Raw genomic sequence first — 19499 nt, 5'->3', positions numbered from 1 at the left:
GCTGTTTGGGTGACCTTACGGCAGGAATGCGCATCGGTAAATGGCGCGGCGCTTGACAGGGTGACGCGCCGCCGCATCTGATACGCCATGCATTCCGCCGAGCCTCCCCCGCGCAGATCCGTCGTGACCGCCCTCTGGCGCGGCCCGGCGGGCGCGTTTGCCGGGGCTGCACTGGCGATGGCGCTGGGCGTCGCGCTGGTGGCGGGATTGATCGCCGACGGGCGGGCGGCGGCGCTGCCGGTGCTTGGCTTCGTGCTGGCGGCCTGCGGCGCATGGGCCGCCTTTGCGCAGGGCTGGACGGCAGCGCGGCTCGGTCCGGCCAACGCGGTGACCATGGCGCGGCTGGCGCTGGTGTCGCTGCTGCTTGCGCCGCTGGTCTCACCCGGTCTGACGACGGGCGCATCGGGCTGGGCATTGTTCGCGCTGGCGCTGAGCTGTCTTGCGCTGGATGGGCTCGACGGGGCGCTGGCCCGGCGCAGCGGGCTTGCCGGGCCATGGGGCGCACGGTTTGACATGGAGGTCGATTCGGCCTTCGGCCTGATCCTTGCGGCGGTGGCGTGGCGCAGCGGCGCGGCAGGGCCGTGGGTGCTGTTGCTGGGATCGATGCGGTATGTTTTCCTGCTGGCGATGCTGGTCTGGCCATGGCTCGGCGCGCCTCTGCCCGAACGATTGCGCCGTAAGGTCATCTGTGTGGTGCAGATTGCGGCGCTGGCGCTGCTGCTGATGCCGATCGCCAGCGCATGGACCTCGGCGGCGGCGCTGATCGCGCTTGGCCTGCTGGCGGGATCCTTTGCGGCAGACATCCTCTGGCTGGCGCGGCGCAGATGATCAGGCTGCTTGCAGCGGCGCTGCTGCTCGATCTTGTGCTGATCCAGCCGAACCATCCGGGGGCGTTGACCCTTGGGGCGCTGACCCTGATGCCGCTGGAATTGCCGGTGCTGCTGGGCGGGGCGCTGGTGCTTGGCGGCAGGGCGCGAGGGTTCGCGGTGGTGGCGGCGGCGGCGCTGAGCGCGATCGTGGCGCTGAAGCTGGCGGATCTTGCGGCGTTCACCGCCTTTGGGCGCGGCTTTGACCCGGTGACCGATCTTGCGCTGGTCGAGGCGGGGCTGAACCTGTTGGCCGGCAGTATCGGCGGGCTGGGCGCGACGCTTGCGGCTGTGCTGGCGCTGGTGCTTCTGGCGCTGCTTGGCGCTGCGATCTGCCTTGCGTTGCTGACATGGGCGCGGCTGCGCCTGCCCGCGCCGGCAAGGCTGGCCGCCGGGGCGGTGGCGCTGGTCTTTGCCGCGCTGTGCATCGCCGAAACCCGCACCGCGTTGAACGGCTGGCAGGGCTGGAACCCGCCCGCCGACGCCTTCACCGCGCGCTACACCGCCGAAAAGCTGCGCAACACGGCGCGCTCTCGCGTGGCGCTGACGGCGTTCGAGGCGCAGGCCGCCGATGACCCATGGGCCGACCGCCCCGATGCCCTCGCGGGTCTGAAGGGCCGTGACGTGACGGTGATTTTCGTGGAAAGCTATGGGCGCGCCGCCTTTGACAACCCGCAGTATGCCGCGCGCCACCTTGGCACCCTGATCGATGGCACCGAGGCGCTGACGGCAGCCGGGCTTGGCATCCGTTCGGGCTGGCTGACCTCTCCGGTGCAGGGCGGACAAAGCTGGCTGGCGCATGCGACGATTGCCACCGGGCTGCACATCGGCGATCAGCGGCGCTATGGCGCGGTGCTCGCCAGCGGGCGGCTGACGCTGTATGACATCGCCGCGCGCGCGGGCTATCGCACCCGCGTCATTGCGCCCGCCATCGTGATGCCTTGGCCCGAGGGGCCGGAGTTCGGCTTTGCCGAGGTGCTGGCGGCCAAGGATCTGGGCTATGCGGGCAAACCGTTCAACTGGGTGACCATGCCTGACCAGTACACGCTGGCGGTGGCCGACCGGCTGGCGGGGCAGGGCCCGCTGATGACCGAGATCGCGCTGATTTCCAGCCACGCACCATGGACGCCGGTGGCCGAACGGCTGCCGTGGGACCGGATCGGCGACGGGCAGGCCTTCGATGCCATGGCCACGGCAGGGCCGAGCCCGTCCGAGGTCTGGGCCGACCGCGACCGGGTGCGCGATCATTTTGGCCGGTCGTTGGACTATTCGGTGGGCACTGTGCTGTCTTGGGCGGCACTGCCGCGCGCCATGCCGCCGCTGCTGGTGGTGCTGGGCGATCACCAACCCGCCGGTTTCGTGGCGCAGGCCGGGGGCGCGGATGTGCCGGTGCATCTGATCGGCCAGCCCGAGGCCTTGGCGCTGTTCGACGGCTGGGGCTGGAGCGACGGGCCAGTGCCCGACCCGGCGCTGCCGCCTTGGCCGATGAGCGCCTTTCGCGACAGGTTTCTGGAGGCGGTTCAATGAGGCTGCTGCGCATCGCCCTGCCGCTGGCGTTGATCGCGCTGTGCCTGTGGCTCGGCGATGCGCGCGGCGTTGCGGCGCGGCTGGCGGGGGTGTCGCTGGCTTGGCTGGGGTTGGCGGCGGCGCTGCTGGCCGGGGTCACCGCCTTGTCGGCGCTGCGCTGGCGGATGACGGCGGCGGCGCTGGGGCTGAACATGCCCGCCGGCAGCGCCTTGCGCGATTGTTTCATGGCGCAATTCGTCAACCTGACCCTGCCCGGCGGCGTGCTGGGCGATGTTGCGCGCGCGCAGCGCTCGCGCCGGGGTGCGGGGCTGAAGATAGCGGCGCAGGCGGTGGTGATCGAGCGCGCCTCGGGGCAGGTCGGCATGGGGGCGCTGCTGGCGCTGGGGTTGGCGTTGTCGCCGCGTGTCTTGCCGGGGCTTGCATGGGGGCTGGCAGCGGCGCCCGGGGCACTGGCTGCGGGGCTGGTCCTCTGGGGCCTGCGCGGGCGCGGCAGCTGGGCACGGGCGATCCGCGCCGCGCTGCTGGGGCGGCTGGCGGCGCAGGCGGCGCTGTCGCTGAGCATCGCGGCGCTGACCATCCTTGCCTTTGCCGCCGCTGCGCGCGCCACCGGCAGCGCGCTCCCCGCAGCCGACGCGCTGCTGATCGTGCCGCTGATCCTGACGGCGATGCTGCTGCCCGCCTCGATCGGGGGCTGGGGCTGGCGCGAAGGCGCGGCCTCGGCGCTGTTTCCGCTGGCGGGGCTGGCCTCGGGCGCGGGGCTGGCCGCCAGCATTGCCTTTGGCCTCGCTGCGCTGATCGCCGCATTGCCGGGCGCGTTCTTCGTTTTGCGTCCCGGCGTTGCCGCCCCCGAAAATCGCCTTAGACTGTTTCACAAGCCCAAGGAGCCGACATGACCCTGATCCGCCCTTCCCGCCGCGAGGCGCTTGCCCTTGGCGCTGCCGCGCTGCTGACGCCGCGCCTTGCCCGCGCTGCCACCCCGGTAACCCTGCAGCTGTCATGGCTGCATTCGGTGCAATTCGGCGGCAGTTACATCGCGCAAAGCGCCGGCTACTGGTCAAACGCCGGTCTTGACGTGTCGCTGCTGCCCGGTGGCCCCAACGCCCCAGTCGAGCCGCCCGTGGTTGCGGGCACCGCGCTGGTCGGCATTTCCGCCGCCGATTACACCGCCGCCGCGGTGAATCAGGGGGCGCCGTTTCGCATCATCGGCGTGGCGATGCAGAAGAACCCCTTTGCCATCGCCTCGCTTTCGGGCAACCCGGTCAACACGCCCGCCGATCTGGTCGGCAAGCGTCTGGGCATGGCGCTGGCCAACATGCCGGTGCTCGAGGCGCTCTGTGCGCTCAACGACATCGACGTGGCGGGCATCGAGGTGGTGCCAACGCAATACGACGCCGCGCCGCTGGTACAGGGGCAGGTCGATTGCCTGCTGTGCTGGGCCACCGATCTGCCCGTCGCGATGACGATGCAGGGCCTTGATCCGGTGACCATGCTGTTGGCCGATCACGGCTACGCAGTGCATTCGCAAACCTATATCGCCACCGAAGCCAGCCTGAAGGATCGCCGCCCCGAGCTGGTGGCGCTGATGAAAGGCGAAACCATGGGCTGGACCGATTACGAGGCCGGTCCCGAGGCGGCGGCGGACCTGACGGTGCAGATGTATCCCGATGCGGGGCTTGATATTGAAACGCAGAAGATGCAGGCGCTGCGGCAGGTGCCGCTGATGTTCTCGGATCTGACCCGCGCGCAGGGCTTTGGCTGGTTCACCGACGAAACGGTGGCGGCCAATGTCGACACGCTGGCGCTGCTTGGCAAGCCGGTCAGCGCCGATCTGTGGGATCGCTCGATCCTCGAAGAGGTGCACGGGCAAGGATGACGGCAGACCTGCGCCTGAGCGGCGTAAGCAAGAGCTTTGGCAGCGGCCCCGGCGCGGTGCAGGCGGTCGCCCCCTGCGATCTGACCATCGCGGCGGGCAGTACGGTTGCGCTGGTCGGCCCGTCGGGCTGCGGCAAGTCGACCTTGCTGCGCATGGTCGCGGGGCTGGAGCCGGTGAGCGCGGGGCAAATCCTGTTCGGCGACGAGACGCCAGACGCGCTGCGCCGCCGCGCCGGTCTGGCGATGGCGTTTCAGGATGCGGGCCTGCTGCCGTGGCGCAGCCTGCGCGGCAATGTCGCGCTGGGGCGGCGGCTGGCGCGGCGGCCACGCGATGCTGCCGCCGATGCCGCGCTGATCCAGACGGTTGGCCTTGCGGGGTTCGAAAACCGCCGCCCGGCAGAGCTGTCGGGTGGTATGCGCCAACGCGCGGCGATTGCGCGAGCCTTGGCGGGCATGCCAGAGCTGTTGCTGCTCGACGAGCCTTTTGCCGCCGTCGACGAGCTGACCCGCGAGCGGCTCGGCGCCGAACTGGCCCCTCTGTGGGAGACGCGCGGCACCACGACCTTGCTGGTCACCCATTCGGTCACCGAGGCGGTGCGCCTGTGCAGCCGGATCATCGTGTTCAGCGCGCGCCCGGCGCGGGTGGTGGCCGACATCGCGGTGCCCGCTCATGTGGGGACAGGCGGCGTCGGGGCGGGCAAGTCCGAGGCAGGCGAGGCGGTGCGCGCGGCGCTGCGCGGTGCGATGGCATGATCATACGGCTGGCGAGTGTCGCGGCGCTGCTGCTGGCGTGGCAGCTGGGCGCGCAGGCCAGCGCCGGGCGCTTTGTCATCGCCGCGCCGTCGCAGATCGCGCTTTATGCCATGGAACACGCCGGGCTGCTCTGGCGCGCCACCGGCGTCACCGGCTGGGCGGCGCTACAGGGGTTTGTCTGGGGCAATCTTGCCGGGGTGCTGCTGGCGCTGCTGTCGGTGCTGGTGCCGCGCAGCGAACGCGGGTTGCTGACGCTGGCGCTGCTGCTGGCCTGCCTGCCACTGGTGGCGACGGGGCCGATTTTGCGCGTGCTGTATGGTCCGGGGCAGGGGCCGCAGATCACGCTGGCGGCTCTGGCGGTGGTCTACACCACCTTTTTGCCGGTGCTGGTGGGGCTGCGCGCGCTGCCGCAAGGCTGGGCCGACCTGATCCGCAGCTATGGGCACGGGCCGTTGGCACTACTGGCGCTGGTGCGTCTGCCTGCCGCGCTGCCCTATCTGATCGCGGGCTTGCAGATCGCGGCGCCTGCCGCGTTCCTTGGCGCGATGGTGGGGGAATTCACCGGCGCCGAGCGCGGCCTTGGCGTGTTGACCGTGCGCGCGCTGCGGGCGCTGGATCTGCCCGCCACATGGACCATCGCGACGCTGGCTGCGGCGCTGTCGCTGGCGGCGTTCGCGGGTATCGGCGCGCTGGGGCGCAGGCTGGATCTTGCCCCGCCGGAAATCCTGCTGGCCCGCCCCGCCCCCCGGAGCGGCGGGCTGGCCGAAGCGGGGGCGGCGCTGCTTGTGGCGCTGCTGCTGTGGCACATCGCGATGGAGGCGTTCGATCTGCCGCGGTTTTTCGCCAAGCGTCCGGGGGATGTGTGGGATTACCTTGTCGCCGCGCCGGGAGCCGAGGCGCACCGGGCAAAGCTCGGGGCCGCGCTTGGCCAGACACTGGCGGTGGCGCTGCCGGGCTATCTTGCCGGGCTGGCGCTGGGGGCAGCGCTGGCGGCGGGGCTGGTGCTTGCGCCGGGGCTGGCGGCGCTGGTGATGCCTCTGTCGGTGGCGCTGCGGGCAATCCCTATCATCGCCACCGCGCCGCTGATCGTCTGGGCGCTGGGGCGCGATGTGGCGGGGCCGGTGACGGTGGTGGCGGTGATGATCTTTTTTCCCACGCTGATCGCCTGCCTGCACGGCGCAGTGCGCACCCCGCGCGCGGTGCTCGACCTGTTCGACAGTTATGATGCGGGCGCGTGGCGCAAACTGCTACTGGCGCAGCTTCCGGCGATGTTGCCTGCGCTGTTCGCTTCGGCGCGCATGGCGGTACCGGCGGCGATCCTTGCGGTCACCACTGCCGAATGGCTCGCCACCGGGCGCGGCATCGGAGCACTGATGGCCACTGTGGCCTCGACCTCGGATTACGGCATGCTGTGGAGCGCCGTCGCCGTGATCGGACTGGCGGCGCTGGCCACCCATGCCGCCATCGCCGCGCTGGAACGCGCCGTGCTGTCGCGCACCAACCCCGAGCAACTGGCCCGATGACCCCTTGCACCTTTGCCATCCCCGGTGATCACACACGCCGCACCGGCGGTTTCATCTATGAACGCCGCCTGCTTGAAGAGCTACGCGCCAGTGGCCGCGCCGTGCGGCATCTGCGCCTGCCTGATGGCGGAGCCTCCCCTGATGATGCCACCCGCGCCGTATGGCGCGCGGCGCTGGAAACGCTGGAGCCGGATGCGCCGCTGATCCTCGACGGGCTGGTGTTCGGCGCGATGCGCGGCGAGGATCTGGCGCGGATCAGGCCGCCGGTGGTGGCGATGTTGCATCACCCGATGGGGCTGGAACACGGGTTGCCCGCGCCGCTGGCCCGCGCGCTGCTGGCGCAGGAAAGCGCCAACCTGCGCCATGCTGCTCATGTGGTGGTGACCAGCGCCCATACGGCGCAAAGCTATGTGGCGATGGGGGCCGACCCAAGGCGGATCACCGTGGCGCTGCCGGGCTTTGAGGCCGCGCGCGGCGGAACGCGGCGCGACGCCGGGCCACGCATCCTGTCGGTGGGTCTGCTGGCGCAGCGCAAGGGCCACGATGTGCTGATCGAGGCGCTGCGCCGCATCGCCGATCTTGACTGGAGCGCGCAGATCGTCGGCAAGACCCATGATCCCGCCATCGCCGAGGCCCTTGACGCGCAAATCGCGCGCAGCGGGCTGGGCACACGCGTCACCCTGAGCGGAGATCTGGACGATGCGGCCTTGGCCGAGGCGTTCGGCACGGCGCGGGTCTTTGCCCTTGCAACGCGGTACGAAGGCTACGGCATGGCGCTGGCCGAGGCGCTGTGCCACGGCCTGCCGATCGTCAGCTGCGCGGCGGGTGCGGTGCCCGACACCGTCGGCGCGGCCGCTTTGCTGGCCCCTCCGGACGACCCCGAGGCGTTTGCGCGCCACCTGCGCAATGTCCTGAGCGACGCGGCGCTGCGCGGAGCGCTGGAAGCCGCATCCCGCGCACGCGGCGCGGCGCTGCCACGCTGGCGTGACACTGCGGCGGTGATGTCGGGGGTGCTCGACCGGCTTTCGGCGCTGCGCGATCCGTCATGAGCGGTTTGACACAGGGGCTGTCTATCTTGGGAAGCCCGCGCCGTGGCCCCCTGATTTCAGACGCGAAACGTGCTAGCTATCCGCCGACGCCGGTTTGCGGCGTGTCACGGAGGCCTGCATGAGCGACCCGGTAAAGCTGCTTGTCGTCGAAGACGATCCCGTGCTGCGCGACATCATGGGAGACGCCTGCGCCGCGCTTGGATACCCGGCAGCGCTGGCCGGAACGCCAGTGGAAGCAATCGGCGCGCTTGCACAATACGACAGCATCCGTCTGGCGCTGGTCGATGTGGTGCTGCCCGGCGGCATTTCGGGCTTTGCACTGGCACAGCAGCTGCACGACGCGCGACCGGAGCTGGAGGTGCTGTTGCTGTCGGGCTACGGCAAGACGCTGACCCTTCCGCCGGGGTTCACGGGCCGCGTCCTTGCCAAGCCGCTGCCGCTGGACCAGCTGCGGGCCGTGCTGTCAGAACATCTCGGCGCGGCCTGATTCAGGCCGGGCGCGGCAGGTCGGTGATCCGGTAGGCATCGCCATCGGTGTTTTCCAGATAGCCCAGTTCGGTCAGCCGGGTCAGGGCCTCGGCGAACTCGACATTGCAAATCCCGGCGACGCGGTCAGCATCCTGAACGCGGTCTGGCGTGATCGCCATCCTGTCCGGGGCCGCGACCGCGTGAAAGGCATAGAGAACATCGCGTTCGGAATGGCTCAGCTTTTCAAGGCCGAGATCCTTTTCGATCTGCCACAAGGCAGCGCGAATCTTGGCAAGACCGGACAAAGCGCTCATGTGATCGGTCCGATGGCTGAGGGGCTGTGCAGAGACTAGCAAATCTTCGCTGCGCCAGCAAGGATCAGGCACCGGGCGGGGCCCGCCGCAACCGCATCATTCGTCCACATCCGAACATCATCAGACCGGCCCGCGCGCTTGCCACTGCAGGCCGTCCTAGCCCCAGAGACAGCGCCATGCTGCCGGCCCATAGCGGGGCGCCGCAAGGGCGAACCGGCATCCGCGTTCAGGATGATATGAACAGGGTGGCGCTCTTCGGGCAGAGGGCGGGCGCCCTGCCGAAAAGAGGCAAACGCCGCCCCCGGACGGGGGCGGCGCCTGTCATCTGTGATGGGACCGGGTCAGTTGGCTGCCAGTTGCCTCGGCAGCTTGAATGTCCAGACCATGCCGCCCTGATTGAGGTAATTGACCTTCTTGGCCACCTCGCCGCCCCAGAGCGGAACCGCGCCGCCCCAGCCGGACACCACCGAGACATATTGCTCGCCGTCCATGTCCCACGTCACGGGCTGGCCGACGATGCCCGAGCCGGTCTGGAACGACCACAGCTCTTCGCCGGTCTCGTCATCGAGCGCGATGAACTTGCCCTCGGGGGTGCCAAAGAACACAAGGCCGCCCGCGGTGGTCATCACGCCGCCCCAGAGCGGGGCCTCGTTCTTGTATTCCCACTTCCATTCGCCGGTGGCCGGGTCGACCGCCTTGAGGCTGCCGATGTGATCCTCGTACATCGGCTTGATGGTGAAGCCCGACCCAAGGTAGGCGGCGCCCTTCTTGTAGGTGACCGGCTCGTTCCAGATGTCCATGCCCCACTCGTTCGAGGGCACGTAGAACAGCCCGGTGTTCTGACTGTAGGCCATCGGCATCCAGTTCTTGCCACCAAGGAATCCGGGAGCCGAGAACACGACCTGCCCCTTGCCGCCATCGGCCGCCGCCGAGGGATCGCCGGGCCGGTTGTCTTCGTTGAAGATCGGGCGACCGTCATCACCGATGCCCGAGGCCCAAGTGATGTCCTTGACGAAGGGATAGGCGTCGATGAAGGCGCCGTCCTCGCGGTTGAGCACGTAGAAAAAGCCGTTGCGGTCGGCGGTGGCGTAGCGCTTGTTGCCCTCGGCATCCTCGTAGGCGACAACCTCGTTGACGCCATCGTAATCCCAGCCCTCGCGCGGGGTGGTCTGGAAATGCCACTTGATCTCGCCGGTCTTGGGGTCAAGGCCGACGCGGCTGGCGGCATAGAGATTGTCGCCGGTATTGCCTTCGGTGGGGGTGCCCGCGCCGCGCAGATGGCTGTTCCACGGGGCCGGGTTGCCCGCGCCGAACACCAGCGTGTCGGTATCGACATCATACGAGCCGCCCAGCCATGTCGCGCCGCCGCCGGTCTTCCACATGTCACCCGGCCAGGTCGCGTTCAGCGTGCCGGTCATGGTCGATTCCTCGCCATTGAGCGTGCCCATGTGGCCTTCGATCATCGGGCGGGTCCAGACCAGATCGCCGGTTTCGGCGTTGCGGGCCTGCACCTCGCCCACGATGCCGAATTCACCGCCGGAATTGCCGGTGATCACCATGCCATCGACGATCAGCGGCGCGGCGGTGTAGGAATAGCCCGCCTTGTAATCGGCGATCTTGTCGCGCCACACCACGTCGCCGGTCATGCGATCCAGCGCCACGAGCCGCGCATCAAGCGTGCCGAAAATCACCAGATCGCCATAGATCGCGGCGCCCCGGTTGATCACGTCGCAGCAGGGCAGGATGCCTTCGGGCAGGCGGGCATCGTATTGCCAGAGCTCGGCCCCCGTCATCACGTCGATCGCGTAGAGCCGCGAATACGAACCGGTGACATACATCACGCCGTCATAGATGATCGGCTGCGCTTCCTGTCCGCGCTGCTTTTCGCCGCCCATGGAAAACGCCCAGGCCGGGATCAGGTTCTGGACGTTGTCCTTGTTGAGCGTGTCGAGCGGGCTGTAGCGTTGCAGGTGGCGGCCCATGCCATTGGTCACGACCTGATCGGTCATGGTCTGGTCGTTGGCGATGTCCTCTTCGCTGACGCCTGCCGTGGCGGGGCCGGGGGCCATCCCCACGGCGAGCAGGCTTGCGCTCACTGCCAGAATGAATCTGTTCATATCGTCCTCCCTTCAAAACGGTTCCGGAATCGTCGGGCGACCGCAACGGGCCGCGTCCTCCTCCGGGGCAACCATCCCCGGCTGTGCGCCCAAGATGAATTGCACCAAGGTCGTAAGGTCGCGGTCCGGGTGCCCGATGTCGGCGGTGTCCTGCGGGCAGAACAAGGCCACGCAGGCGAGGATGAGGGGCCGGAAGGTGCGCTTCCGGCTGCCGGGGTGGCACCTCGTGGCGGCGGGCAGGGCGCCGTCGTGGTCATGCATCCCGGAGCGTCGAACGTTCGGCGGCGAGATTATTCCAGTGGCCGCCCGCCCGGCGGAGCCGTCGCCATCGGAACAGGGCCCAGCACCGCGCGACAGCGCGGCATGTGGTGGTGGGCCATAAGAAGGGCTGTGGAATCAACGCCATGGCAGCGCGACAGGATCGTTCCGATCCGCGCCTGTCCGGCGTCGCTCCCGACGGAGGCATCGGCCGTCGCGCCGGATTGAACGGCATGACCGCTCAACACGAAGATGCACGGTCTGAACTTGCATGGTTTCTCGCGCCGGGTGTGCCGAGAGGGTGCGATCACGCGGGCCGTCTCGCAACGCGCCGCGGGCCGGGCCAGGGAGGGGCAGGGCGCGAGCCGGTATTGCACCTTGGTCTAGGGCGGATTTTGGCGGCAACGATCAGGCACGGGGATCGAAACCTTTGCGGAGACGACCGTAAAAGGCCGGAAACGAAACGGCCCGCGCAGGGCGGGCCGTTTCAGGCGATGGCGGCGGCTCAGGCGTCGACTGGCACCTTGTTCAGGCCGCGCAACACGTCGTCCTTACTGATCTGGCCGATCAGGATACCGTTTTCGATCACGCCCACCGGGGCGTCGTGGCCGATCAGCGCCTCGAAGCCCTCGCAAAGCAGGCTGTCGGCCTCAAGCGTCACCGACGGGGTGCCGTTGACCGGCTGCATCAGATCGCGCGGGCGCAGCACGCCCAGCGGGTTCATGTGCTGGACGAATTCGGCCACATAGGCGTTGCAGGGATCGCGGAAGATGTCCTGCGGCGCGCCGGTCTGCACGATGCGCCCGCCTTCCATGATCGAGATATGGTTGCCCAGCTTGAACGCCTCGTCGAGATCATGGCTGACGAAGACGATGGTGCGGCGCAGGCGCTGCTGAAGCTCGAGCAGCTCGTCCTGAAGCTTGGTGCGGATCAGCGGATCGAGCGCCGAGAACGGCTCATCCATCAACAGGATCGGCGCTTCGGTGGCAAAGGCGCGGGCAAGGCCGACGCGCTGTTGCATCCCGCCCGACAGCTGGCTGACCTTGCGATCGCCCCAGTCGCCAAGGCCGACCAGATCCAGCTGGGCGTCGATGCGCTCGCGCATCTCGGCCTTGTTCATGCCCGCCAGTTCCAGCCCCAGCCCGACGTTTTCGCGCACGCTGCGCCATGGCAGCAGGCCGAATTGCTGGAACACCATGGTGACGTTGTGCATCCGGATGCGGCGCAAGGTGGCGGGATCGGCATGGGTGACATCGACCATGCTCTGCCCGTCATTGACATGCACCGCGCCGCGCGCCACCGGGTTCAGCCCGTTGATGGCGCGCAGCAAGGTCGATTTCCCGGACCCCGACAGCCCCATCAGCACGGCAATCTCGCCCTGCCTGATGGTCAGCGAGCAATCATGCACGCCCAGAACCTGACCGGTCTTTTCCTGAATCGGGCCGCGATCCTCGCCCGCATCCATCAGCGGCAGCGCCGATTTCGGCTTGTCTCCGAACACGATGGAGACGTTGTCGATCTTGACGGCGGTGCTCATTTGCGGCCTCCGATGTTGAGAATGCGGTCGAGCATGATCGCCACCACGACGATGACGAAGCCGGATTCAAAGCCAAGCGCGGTGTTGACCGAATTGAGCGCCCGCACCACCGGCACGCCCAGCCCGTCTGCGCCGACCAGCGCCGCGACAACCACCATGGACAGTGACAGCATGATGGTCTGGTTCAGCCCCGCCATGATCTGCGGCAGGGCGTAGGGCAGTTCGACCTTCCATAGCGTCTGTGACGGCGTCGCGCCAAAGGCGCGCGCCGCTTCCAGCAGACCGGCGGGCGTCGAGGAAACCCCAAGATGCGTCAGCCGGATCGGCGCGGGCAGCACGAAAATCACCGTTGCGATCAGGCCGGGCACCATGCCGATGCCAAAGAACACGATTGCCGGAATGAGATAGACGAACGTCGGCAGCGTCTGCATCAGGTCGAGCACCGGGCGCAGATAGGCGTAAAGCTTTGGCCGGTGCGCGGTGGCGATGCCGATGGGCACGCCGATGGCCATACAGACCACGCAGGCCGAGAGCACCAGCGTCAGGCTTTCGGTGGTTTCCTCCCAGTAATCCTGATTGAGGATAAACAGGAACCCCAGCGCCACGAACAACGCCACCTTCCAGCTGCGATGCAGTGCCCATGTCAGCGCGACGATGATCGCGATGACCAGCAGTTCGGGCGGTTCCTGCAACACGAAGAGGATCGCGTCGATCAGCGTTTCCATGATCGTCGACATTGCGTCGAGCACGATCTTTCCATGGTCCCGGATGAAGTCGAAGACGGCACTTGCCGCCTTGCCCACCGGGATCTTGTGATCCGTCAGCCAGTCCAATTGTCGCGGTCCCTCTGGTCTTGCGGCCCTCTTGCGGGGCTTTTGTTTGATAGGGCGGTGCGCCGCCCGTCAGAAAAGCCCCCGCCGAAAGGGTTTCGGCGGGGGCGGGTATCAGAACCCGAATTCGGCTTTCACCGCGGCGGTGCCGTCTTCGCCGCCCAGCGTGCTCACACCATCGACCCAGGCAAGAACCGCCTCGGGGTTGGCCTTGATCCAGTCGAGCGTCGCATCCTCAGGGTCGGCGCCGTCATCGAGGATCTGCCCCATGATGAGGTTCTCCATTGGCAACGAGAAATCCATCTGGCCAAACAGCTTGCCGAGGTTCGGGCATTCCGCCGCATAGCCCTTGCGGGTCACGGTGTTGACCACGCCTTCACCGCCGAAGAAATCTTCGCCGCCGGGCAGGTACTTGAGGTCGAAGTTGGCATTCATCGGGTGCGGTTCCCAGCCAAGGAACACAACGAAATCACCATCGTCCACAAGGCGGCGCGCCTGCGCGAGCATCCCCTGTTCCGAGCTTTCGACCACTTCGAACTCCCCGAGGCCGAAGGTGTTCTCTTCGATCAGAGACACAAGGTAGGCGTTGCCTTCATTGCCCGGCTCGATGCCGTAGATCTTGCCATCCAGTTCGTCTTCGAACTTGGCGATGTCGGCGTAGCTTTGCAGCCCCGCGTCCCATGCCGCCTGCGTGGTGGCGAGGGTGTATTTGGTGCCTTCGAGGTTGGTGTTGATCGATTCGATCTCGCCGCTGTCGAGGTAGGGGGCGATGGAGCTGTTCTGCGCCGGCATCCAGTTGCCGAGGAACACGTCGACATCATCGCTTTCGAGCGAGGCAAAAGTCACCGGCACCGACAGCACCTTGACGTTGACGTCATAGCCAAGCGCCTCGATCACATGCTTCGCGGCGGCGGTGGTGGTGGTGATGTCGGTCCAGCCCACATCGGACATGGTGACGGTGTCGCAATCGGCAAAGGCGGCGGTGGTGCTCAGCGCGAGGGCGGAAACGGTGGATACGAGTTTCATGTACTATCCCTGTTCGAGGTCTGCATTTTTTGATTGACCAGTCAATCAATCCACGGCTACCCCAATATTGCAACCTTTTTCTTGCAGCTCCGGGGGCTCTTCATGTCGGCACAACCCATGCGAAAGCAGCAACTCGTCGAAGCGGCGATCGAGGAAATCGGCTCCACAGGGACCCTGAACGTCACGGTCGGAAAGATCGCCAAGCGGGCGGGCGTTTCCGCCGCGCTGGCCTTTCATTACTTCGGCGACAAGGACACGCTGTTCCTTGCCGCGATGCGTCATGTTCTGGCGATCTACGGTGCAGAGGTGCGCGGCGCGCTGGTGGCGTCGGACGGGCCGCGCGAGCGGCTTTCCGCGATCATCCGCGCCAACTTCAGCCCGACGAACTTTCGCGGCGAAGTCATTGCGGCATGGTTGAATTTCTACGTTCTGGCGCAGCAATCGACAGAGGCGCGCCGGCTGCTGTCGGTCTATCATCGGCGGCTGCAATCGAACCTCGTCTACAGCCTGCGCCCCCTTGCCGGAGACGCCGCGCCCGAGATCGCGACCCGGCTTGGCGGGCTGATCGACGGCATCTACCTGCGCTTCGCGGTGAACCCGTCCGACACGACCGGCAAGAGCGCCGCCGCTCAGGTGCTCACCACCCTCGATCACGAACTGCGGGCCCTCAAATGACGCAACCGAACATCCTCATCATCATGGTCGATCAACTCAACGGGACGTTGTTTCCCGATGGGCCGGCCGACTGGCTGCACGTGCCGAATCTGAAGCGACTCGCCGCGCGGTCCGTGCGATTCCCCAATTGTTATACCGCAAGTCCGCTCTGCGCGCCGGGCCGGGCGTCGTTCATGTCGGGGCAGCTGCCGTCGGTGACGGGGGTCTATGACAACGCCGCCGAATTCCCGTCGGACCTGCCGACCTATGCCCATCACCTGCGCCGCGCGGGCTATTACACCTGCCTGTCGGGCAAGATGCATTTCGTTGGCCCGGACCAGATGCACGGCTTCGAAGACCGGCTGACCACCGATATCTATCCCGCAGATTTCGGCTGGACCCCGGATTACCGCAAGCCGGGAGAGCGCATCGACTGGTGGTATCACAACATGGGCTCGGTCACCGGGGCCGGGGTCGCGGAGATTTCCAACCAGATGGAATATGACGACGAGGTCGGCAATTGCGCCAAGGCAAAGCTGTACGATCTGGCGCGCGGCAAGGACGATCGCCCATGGTGCCTGACCGTCAGCTTCACCCATCCGCATGACCCCTATGTGGCGCGGCGCAAGTTCTGGGACATGTACGAGGATTGCGCGCATCTGCTGCCCGAGGTCCCGGCGATGGCCTATGACGATCACGACCCGCATTCGCAGCGCATCTTTGATGCCAACGACTGGCGCGCCTTCAATATCACCGAAGACAACATCAAGCGCTCGCGCCGGGCTTATTTCGCCAACATCTCGTACCTTGATGAGAAGGTTGGCGAGATGCTGGATATCCTTGAAAGCACCCGGCAAGAGGCGGCGATCCTGTTCGTGTCGGATCATGGCGACATGCTGGGCGAGCGCGGATTGTGGTTCAAGATGAACTTCTTCGAAGGCTCAGCGCGGGTGCCGATGATGATCTGCGCGCCCGGGCTGGAACCGGGGCTGAACCCCACGCCCGTCTCCAATATCGACGTCTGTCCGACGCTGTGCGATCTGGCTGGCATCGACATGGCTGAGGTCATGCCCTGGACCGCTGGCGAAAGCCTTGTGCCGGTGGCGCAGGGCGCTGCGCGCGGCATGGTGGCGATGGAATACGCCGCCGAGGCATCGTATGCGCCGCTCGTCGCGCTGCGGGACGGCAAGTACAAATACACCCGCTGTGCGCTCGACCCCGAACAGCTGTTCGATCTCGACGCCGATCCGCACGAGCTGGTGAACCTTGTCGGCCAGTCCGCCCATGCCGAGCCGCTGGAGCGGCTGCGCGCCGCCGCCGATGCCCGCTGGGATCTGGGCCGCTTTGACGAAGACGTCCGCAAGAGTCAGGCCAAGCGCTGGGTGGTCTACGAGGCCCTGCGCAACGGCGACTATTACCCGTGGGATTACCAGCCCCTGCAGAAAGCCTCGGAGCGTTTCATGCGCAACCACATGGATCTGAACGTGGTCGAGGATAACGCGCGCTTTCCGCGCGGCGAATGATTGGAAATATGATGTACGACCCGCAACCGACCGCCAGCCATTATGTCAACGGTGCCTATCTTGAAGACACGTCCGGCACCCCGATTCCGGTGATCTACCCCGCCACCGGCGAGGTGATCGCCACCGTCTACGCCGCCACCCCGGCGGTGATCGACGCCGCGCTTGCCGCCGCCGAGGCGGCGCAGAAGCTCTGGGCCAAGGTCAGCCCGCGCGAACGTGGCCGCGTGCTGACCCGCGCCGCGCAGATCATGCGCGAGCGCAATCATGACCTGTCGGTGCTGGAAACCCGTGACACCGGAAAGCCGTTGCAGGAAACGCTGGTGGCCGATGCCACCAGCGGCGCCGACGCCTTGGAATATTTCGGCGGCATCGCGGCGGGGTTGACCGGCGAACACATCCCGCTGGGCGAGGACTGGGTCTATACCATCCGCGAGGCGCTGGGCGTCTGCGTCGGCATCGGCGCGTGGAACTACCCGACGCAGATCGCCTGCTGGAAGGGCGCCCCCGCGCTGGCCTGCGGCAATGCCATGGTGTTCAAACCCTCGGAAACCACCCCGCTTTGTGCGCTTAAGATCGCCGAGATCCTGACCGAGGCGGGCGCACCCGCGGGGCTGTTCAACGTGGTGCAGGGCATGGGCGAGGTTGGCTCTGCGCTGGTCACCGACCCGCGGGTCGCCAAGGTGTCGCTGACCGGATCGGTGCCGACCGGGCGCAAGGTTTACGCTGCGGCGGCGGAGCAGATGAAGCATGTCACCATGGAACTGGGCGGCAAGTCGCCACTGGTGATCTTTGACGATGCCGATCTGGACAACGCCGTGAGCGGGGCGATCAACGGCAATTTCTATTCCTCGGGGCAGGTCTGTTCCAACGGCACGCGGGTCTTCGTGCAAAAGGGCATCAAGGAGGCGTTCCTTGCGCGGCTTTCCGAGCGCCTGCAAAACGCCGTGATCGGCGATCCGCTGGACGAGGCGACCAGCTTTGGCCCGATGGTCAGCGAACGGCAGATGCAGATCGTGCAGGGCTACATCGCCAAGGGCCGCGCCGAGGGCGCGCGGCTGATCAGCGGCGGCGGGCGCGTCGAGCGTGACGGGTTCTTCCTTGAACCGACGGTGTTTGCCGATGTCACCGATGACATGACCATCGCGCGCGAGGAGATCTTTGGCCCGGTCATGGCGGTGCTGGATTTCGACACCGAGGCCGAGGCCATCGCCCGCGCCAATGCCACCGAATTCGGCCTGTCCGCCGGGGTGTTCACGCGCGATCTGTCGCGCGCCCACCGCGTGATCGGCCAGCTGCGCGCTGGCAGCTGTTTCATCAACTCCTACAACGATGCGCCGGTCGAGGCCCCGTTCGGCGGCGTCAAGGCGTCGGGCGTCGGGCGCGAAAACTCCAAGGCCGCGCTGGATCACTGGAGCCAGCTCAAATCCGTCTATGTCCGTATGGGCGATGTCGAGGCAGCGTTCTGATGCAAGCTGAGTATGTCATCGTCGGCGCTGGCTCTGCGGGCTGCGCCATGGCCTACCGCCTTGCCGAGGCAGGCAAGAAGGTTCTGGTCATCGAACATGGCGGCTCTGACGCAGGGCCGTTCATTCAAATGCCGGGGGCGCTCAGCTACCCGATGAACATGAAGCGCTACGACTGGGGCTACCAGACCGAGCCAGAACCGCATCTGGGCGGGCGCCGACTTGTGACGCCGCGCGGCAAGGTGATTGGCGGCTCGTCCTCGATCAACGGCATGATCTATGTGCGCGGCCATGCGCGCGATTTCGACCATTGGCGCGATCAGGGCGCCGATGGCTGGGGCTATGCCGATGTGCTGCCCTATTACCAGCGCATGGAAAACTGGCATGACGGCGGCCATGGCGGCGACGCGGCATGGCGCGGCACCGATGGCCCGCTGCATGTCACGCGCGGCCCGCGTCTCAACCCGCTGACGCAAGCCTTTGTCGAAGCGGGCCGTCAAGCGGGCTATCCCGTCACCGGCGATTACAATGGCCAGCAGCAAGAGGGCTTTGGCCCCTTCGACATGACCGTCTGGAAGGGCGAGCGGTTTTCGGCGGCCAAGGCCTATCTGCGCCCGGCGCTGAAACGCGAAAACTGTGATCTGATCCGTGCCTTTGCCCGCCGCGTCATCATCGAGGATGGTCGCGCTGTCGGCGTCGAGGTCGAACGCGGCGGCAAGATCGAGGTGATCCGGGCGCAGGCCGAGGTGATCCTTGCCGCCTCGTCGCTCAATTCGCCCAAGCTGCTGCTGCTCTCGGGCATCGGGCCGGGGGCCGAACTTGCGCAGCATGGCATCGACGTGGTGGCCGACCGCGCGGGGGTGGGCAAGAACCTTCAGGACCATCTGGAGCTGTATATTCAGGCGGCGGCGAGCCAGCCGGTGAGCCTGTACAAATACTGGAACCTGCCGGGCAAAGCCTATGTCGGGGCGCGCTGGCTGCTCAATCGCTCTGGCCCCGGCGCGTCGAACCAGTTCGAAAGCGCCGCGTTCATCCGCAGCCGGGCGGGGGTCGATTACCCCGACATCCAGTACCATTTCCTGCCCATCGCGGTGCGCTATGACGGTCAGGCATCAGCCGAAGGCCATGGCTTTCAGGCCCATACCGGGCCGATGCGCAGCCCATCGCGCGGCGAGGTCACGTTGCGCAGCAGCGATCCGGTCGACGCCCCGAAGATCCAGTTCAACTACATGAGCCACGAACAGGACTGGGCGGATTTCCGGCGCTGCATCCGCCTCACGCGCGAGATCTTCGGGCAGCAGGCGTTCGCGCCCTATTACCGCAAGGAGATCCAGCCGGGCATCGATGCGCAATCCGATGACGAGCTTAACGCCTTCATCAAGGACCACGTGGAATCGGCCTATCACCCCTGCGGCACCGCCCGCATGGGCCGCAAGGATGATCCGACGGCGGTGGTCGATCCCGAATGCCGGGTGATCGGGGTAGACGGGCTGCGCCTTGCGGACAGTTCGATCTTTCCACGCATCACCAATGGCAATCTCAACGCGCCGTCGATCATGACGGGGGAAAAGGCGGCGGATCATATCCTTGGTCGCGCGCCGCTGGCGCCCGACAACCGTGCACCGTGGATCAACCCGAACTGGGAAACAGCGCAAAGATGAACTTCGGGGCTGATTTCCCGTGAAGGATGCAGCTATAACCGCCCTCGGACAGACGGGG

At 67.0% G+C, this 19499-nt stretch carries 17 protein-coding genes; 12 read left to right on the top strand and 5 right to left on the bottom strand.

Annotation, left to right across the window (positions count from 1 at the left end):
• Positions 1–123 precede the first annotated feature (123 nt).
• From Q4543_RS00680 to Q4543_RS00645, 8 genes are all read left to right on the top strand, one after another.
• Positions 124–828 (top strand): CDP-alcohol phosphatidyltransferase family protein, encoded by a 705-nt coding sequence (locus Q4543_RS00680; protein WP_303435797.1) that lies wholly within the window; start codon positions 124–126, stop codon positions 826–828.
• Positions 825–2393 (top strand): sulfatase-like hydrolase/transferase, encoded by a 1569-nt coding sequence (locus Q4543_RS00675; protein WP_303435796.1) that lies wholly within the window; start codon positions 825–827, stop codon positions 2391–2393. Before Q4543_RS00680 ends, Q4543_RS00675 begins: the two co-directional genes overlap by 4 nt.
• Positions 2390–3286: a lysylphosphatidylglycerol synthase transmembrane domain-containing protein gene (locus Q4543_RS00670; RefSeq protein ID WP_303435795.1), complete on the top strand. Its 897-nt coding sequence runs from the start codon at positions 2390–2392 to the stop codon at positions 3284–3286. Before Q4543_RS00675 ends, Q4543_RS00670 begins: the two co-directional genes overlap by 4 nt.
• Positions 3283–4266 (top strand): ABC transporter substrate-binding protein, encoded by a 984-nt coding sequence (locus tag Q4543_RS00665; protein ID WP_303435794.1) that lies wholly within the window; start codon positions 3283–3285, stop codon positions 4264–4266. Before Q4543_RS00670 ends, Q4543_RS00665 begins: the two co-directional genes overlap by 4 nt.
• Complete coding sequence (locus tag Q4543_RS00660) at positions 4263–5018, top strand: ABC transporter ATP-binding protein (protein WP_303435792.1); 756 nt, start codon at positions 4263–4265, stop codon at positions 5016–5018. The genes Q4543_RS00665 and Q4543_RS00660 overlap by 4 nt, the downstream gene beginning before the upstream one ends.
• Complete coding sequence (locus tag Q4543_RS00655) at positions 5015–6541, top strand: ABC transporter permease (RefSeq protein ID WP_303435791.1); 1527 nt, start codon at positions 5015–5017, stop codon at positions 6539–6541. Before Q4543_RS00660 ends, Q4543_RS00655 begins: the two co-directional genes overlap by 4 nt.
• The gene (locus Q4543_RS00650; RefSeq protein ID WP_303435790.1) at positions 6538–7590 is read left to right on the top strand and encodes a glycosyltransferase family 4 protein; all 1053 of its coding nucleotides are present in this window, start codon (positions 6538–6540) and stop codon (positions 7588–7590) included. The genes Q4543_RS00655 and Q4543_RS00650 overlap by 4 nt, the downstream gene beginning before the upstream one ends.
• Before the next feature lie 118 nt (positions 7591–7708).
• Complete coding sequence (locus Q4543_RS00645; RefSeq protein WP_303435789.1) at positions 7709–8077, top strand: response regulator; 369 nt, start codon at positions 7709–7711, stop codon at positions 8075–8077.
• 1 nt (position 8078) lies between these two features.
• Here the strand turns inward: Q4543_RS00645 and Q4543_RS00640 are convergent, their stop codons facing one another.
• From Q4543_RS00640 to choX, 5 genes are all read right to left on the bottom strand, one after another.
• On the bottom strand, positions 8079–8372 hold the full coding sequence (locus Q4543_RS00640; protein WP_303435788.1) for a MarR family transcriptional regulator: 294 nt from the start codon (positions 8370–8372) through the stop codon (positions 8079–8081).
• 341 nt (positions 8373–8713) lie between these two features.
• Positions 8714–10489, bottom strand: a complete 1776-nt coding sequence (locus tag Q4543_RS00635; RefSeq protein WP_303435787.1) for a PQQ-dependent methanol/ethanol family dehydrogenase — start codon at positions 10487–10489, stop codon at positions 8714–8716.
• A 763-nt stretch (positions 10490–11252) separates the two neighbouring features.
• Positions 11253–12284, bottom strand: coding sequence for a choline ABC transporter ATP-binding protein (choV, locus tag Q4543_RS00630; RefSeq protein ID WP_303435786.1), 1032 nt, complete (start codon positions 12282–12284; stop codon positions 11253–11255).
• A complete protein-coding gene (choW, locus tag Q4543_RS00625) occupies positions 12281–13117 on the bottom strand; it encodes a choline ABC transporter permease subunit (protein WP_303435785.1) in 837 nt (278 codons plus the stop codon). Before choW ends, choV begins: the two co-directional genes overlap by 4 nt.
• A 111-nt stretch (positions 13118–13228) precedes the next feature.
• On the bottom strand, positions 13229–14140 hold the full coding sequence (gene choX / locus Q4543_RS00620; protein WP_303435784.1) for a choline ABC transporter substrate-binding protein: 912 nt from the start codon (positions 14138–14140) through the stop codon (positions 13229–13231).
• 102 nt (positions 14141–14242) lie between these two features.
• Between choX and betI the strand changes: the two genes are divergently transcribed.
• Genes betI through betA form a run of 4 tightly spaced genes read left to right on the top strand, consistent with a single transcriptional unit; the run spans position 14243 to position 19441 of the window.
• Positions 14243–14815 (top strand): transcriptional regulator BetI, encoded by a 573-nt coding sequence (gene betI / locus Q4543_RS00615; RefSeq protein ID WP_303435783.1) that lies wholly within the window; start codon positions 14243–14245, stop codon positions 14813–14815.
• Complete coding sequence (gene betC / locus Q4543_RS00610) at positions 14812–16317, top strand: choline-sulfatase (protein ID WP_303435782.1); 1506 nt, start codon at positions 14812–14814, stop codon at positions 16315–16317. Before betI ends, betC begins: the two co-directional genes overlap by 4 nt.
• Before the next feature lie 8 nt (positions 16318–16325).
• Positions 16326–17783 carry a betaine-aldehyde dehydrogenase gene (betB, locus tag Q4543_RS00605; RefSeq protein WP_303435781.1) on the top strand — a complete coding sequence of 486 codons (1458 nt, stop codon included), beginning with the start codon at positions 16326–16328 and terminating at the stop codon, positions 17781–17783.
• Positions 17783–19441 (top strand): choline dehydrogenase, encoded by a 1659-nt coding sequence (gene betA / locus Q4543_RS00600; protein WP_303435780.1) that lies wholly within the window; start codon positions 17783–17785, stop codon positions 19439–19441. Before betB ends, betA begins: the two co-directional genes overlap by 1 nt.
• Positions 19442–19499: the final 58 nt, after the last annotated feature.

Source organism: Salipiger sp. 1_MG-2023 (assembly GCF_030547555.1).
In the GTDB taxonomy this organism is placed as follows: Bacteria; Pseudomonadota; Alphaproteobacteria; order Rhodobacterales; family Rhodobacteraceae; genus Salipiger.
Note: the sequence above shows the minus strand (reverse complement) of the source record. Positions and strands in the feature narration are given on the sequence as shown.

Coding starts and splice junctions, on each gene's coding strand:
- Q4543_RS00640 (WP_303435788.1), bottom strand. CDS start 8,372: ATGAGCGCTTTGTCCGGTCTTGCCAAGATTCGCGCTGCCTTGTGGCAG.
- Q4543_RS00650 (WP_303435790.1), top strand. CDS start 6,538: ATGACCCCTTGCACCTTTGCCATCCCCGGTGATCACACACGCCGCACC.
- Q4543_RS00660 (WP_303435792.1), top strand. CDS start 4,263: ATGACGGCAGACCTGCGCCTGAGCGGCGTAAGCAAGAGCTTTGGCAGC.
- betA (WP_303435780.1), top strand. CDS start 17,783: ATGCAAGCTGAGTATGTCATCGTCGGCGCTGGCTCTGCGGGCTGCGCC.
- Q4543_RS00645 (WP_303435789.1), top strand. CDS start 7,709: ATGAGCGACCCGGTAAAGCTGCTTGTCGTCGAAGACGATCCCGTGCTG.
- Q4543_RS00675 (WP_303435796.1), top strand. CDS start 825: ATGATCAGGCTGCTTGCAGCGGCGCTGCTGCTCGATCTTGTGCTGATC.
- choV (WP_303435786.1), bottom strand. CDS start 12,284: ATGAGCACCGCCGTCAAGATCGACAACGTCTCCATCGTGTTCGGAGAC.
- Q4543_RS00635 (WP_303435787.1), bottom strand. CDS start 10,489: ATGAACAGATTCATTCTGGCAGTGAGCGCAAGCCTGCTCGCCGTGGGG.
- betI (WP_303435783.1), top strand. CDS start 14,243: ATGTCGGCACAACCCATGCGAAAGCAGCAACTCGTCGAAGCGGCGATC.
- choX (WP_303435784.1), bottom strand. CDS start 14,140: ATGAAACTCGTATCCACCGTTTCCGCCCTCGCGCTGAGCACCACCGCC.
- Q4543_RS00670 (WP_303435795.1), top strand. CDS start 2,390: ATGAGGCTGCTGCGCATCGCCCTGCCGCTGGCGTTGATCGCGCTGTGC.
- betB (WP_303435781.1), top strand. CDS start 16,326: ATGATGTACGACCCGCAACCGACCGCCAGCCATTATGTCAACGGTGCC.
- Q4543_RS00655 (WP_303435791.1), top strand. CDS start 5,015: ATGATCATACGGCTGGCGAGTGTCGCGGCGCTGCTGCTGGCGTGGCAG.
- betC (WP_303435782.1), top strand. CDS start 14,812: ATGACGCAACCGAACATCCTCATCATCATGGTCGATCAACTCAACGGG.
- Q4543_RS00665 (WP_303435794.1), top strand. CDS start 3,283: ATGACCCTGATCCGCCCTTCCCGCCGCGAGGCGCTTGCCCTTGGCGCT.